This is a genomic window from Blastococcus sp. CT_GayMR20, from assembly GCF_004570345.1.
In genome coordinates this window covers 1-1,632 of sequence record NZ_SPQM01000294.1, presented here as the reverse complement: position 1 = coordinate 1,632, position 1,632 = coordinate 1, and the positions used below count along the sequence as shown (strand labels likewise).

Annotated in this window: 1 protein-coding gene and 1 pseudogene; both read left to right on the top strand. The window is 76.8% G+C overall.

Going from position 1 to position 1,632, the window contains the following annotated elements; translation table 11 throughout:
* The coding region (mraW, locus tag E4P40_RS29245) for a 16S rRNA (cytosine(1402)-N(4))-methyltransferase (protein ID WP_245160633.1) at positions 1–655 on the top strand (655 nt) is incomplete at its 5' end.
* A 3-nt stretch (positions 656–658) separates the two neighbouring features.
* Positions 659–1,632, top strand: a pseudogene (locus E4P40_RS27475) (penicillin-binding protein 2); the annotation flags it as partial.

The window sequence follows — 1,632 nt, the reverse complement described above, 5'->3', positions numbered from 1 at the left end:
CTGCGCCGCCGACGGCGCCGTCCTCGTCGACGCGACCCTCGGCCTCGCCGGCCACACGCTCGCGATGCTCGACGCCCACCCCGGACTCCGGGTGGTCGGCCTCGACCGCGACCCCGACGCCCGCGCCACGGCGTCCGCCCGCACCTCGGGGGCCGCCCGCTCCGCGGCCCCACTGCGGCCCACCACCGGCCCGACGCCGCGCGTCTCCGCCCGCTCCGCCCCGCGGCCCGAGCTGCGGCTGGTGCCCGGCACCCCGACCGTCCGTCCCCGCCGCCGGGTCGCCCAGGGCCTGCGGAACCGCCGCGCGCCCTTCGTCCTGCTCGTCGTCGCCCTCCTCGTCGGGACGACGCTGGGCCTCCTCATCCTCAACACCGCCATCGCCGTCGACTCCCTCGACGCGAGCCAGCTGCGCGCGGAGAACGCCCAGCGCGCGCAGGAGGTGCAGCGCCTCGAGCAGCAGGTGGTCACCGGCAGCACCCCGGCCGAGATCGCCCGGGCCGCGGTCGCGGCCGGTCTCGTCCCGGCCGGCCCGGCCGCCTACCTGGTTCTCGACCCCGACGGCACGACGGTGCTGCGCGGCACCCCCGTGCCGGCCGAGGGCGCCGTGGACGAGAACGCGGACGAGGACGGCACCGACGACGAGGACGAGGGCTGACCTGTGCCCGACACGGTCCGCGGACCAGGAGGCGGCGGCCCCCGCACCACCGGTCGCCCCGTACCGCCGCGTCAGCCCGCCCAGCGGCCACCGGCGCAGCGCCCGGCGGCGGCCCGCAGCGGCCCCGGTGCGTTCACCCCCCGGCGCACGCCGGGCAGCCGCCGGAGCGGGGCCGGCCTGTCGGTCAACCAGCGGCTGCTGCGCAACCGCATCGGCCTGGCCTTCATGATCACCCTGCTGGTGCTCGTCGTCGGCAAGCTCGCCATCCTCCAGGGCGTGGACGGCGCCGCCTACGCCAACGCCGCCGAGCAGGACCGGCTGCGCACCTATCCCATCGCCGCGCTGCGCGGGGCCGTGCTCGACCGCGACGGGAACCCCTTCGCGTACACGGTCGCGGCGTCCCGCGTCGTCGCCGACCCCACCGTGGTCGGCGAGAAGGAGGGGACCGCAGAGGCGCTGGCCCCGCTGCTCGACGTCCCGGCGGCGGAACTGGAGGAGAAGCTCTCCCGTGACAGCCGCTACGTCGTGCTCGCCGCCCAGGTGTCTCCCGAGATCACCGACGCCATCGACGAGCTCGGCCTCTCCGGTCTCTCCTACGAGGACGACCCCGTCCGGCTCTACCCGGCCGGGACCGTCGGCGGCCAGGTCGTCGGCTTCGTCGGGCGGGAGGGGGCCGGGCTGGCCGGCATCGAGCAGACGTTCCAGGACGAGCTCGCCGGCACCCCTGGCCAGCGGCGCGTCGAGGTGGGCAGCGGGGGCAACCCGATCCCCTCCGGGATCGACGAGTCCACCCCCGCCACCGACGGCAACTCGGTGACCCTCACCCTCGACCAGGACCTGCAGTACGTGACCGAGCAGCGGCTGGGCGAGGCCTGCCTCGACGGTGCCACGACCCGGGCCTCCGCCGTGGTCCTCGACGTCCACACCGGCGAGGTCGTGGCCATGGGCTCCTGCCCCGGCTACGACCCCGGGGACTA